Raw genomic sequence first — 271 nt, 5'->3', positions numbered from 1 at the left:
AACCCGACTACCATCGGCGCTGAAGAGCTTAACTGCTGTGTTCGGCATGGGAACAGGTGTGACCTCTTCGCTGTCGCCACCACATCATTTGGTTTGAGGTGAACCCTCAAAACTGGATAAGAGGTTAGACAACACATCAGGATCCGATTCGTTGATTTTTCACAAAGGGATGTAGTTAAGTCATCGATTGATTAGTATCCGTCAGCTGCACGTGTCGCCACGCTTCCACCTCGGACCTATTGACCTCATCGTCTCTGAGGAATCTTACTTA

General features: G+C 48.3%; 2 rRNA genes. Both read right to left on the bottom strand.

Annotation, left to right across the window (positions count from 1 at the left end):
- Nucleotides 1-84, bottom strand: a 5S ribosomal RNA gene (gene rrf, locus LF822_RS22750); the annotation flags it as partial.
- 87 nt (nt 85-171) lie between these two features.
- Nucleotides 172-271 (bottom strand): 23S ribosomal RNA (locus LF822_RS22745); the annotation flags it as partial.

Source organism: Halobacillus sp. A5 (genome assembly GCF_024189315.1).
In the GTDB taxonomy this organism is placed as follows: Bacteria; Bacillota; Bacilli; order Bacillales; family Halobacillaceae; genus Halobacillus_A.
Note: the sequence above shows the minus strand (reverse complement) of the source record. Positions and strands in the feature narration are given on the sequence as shown.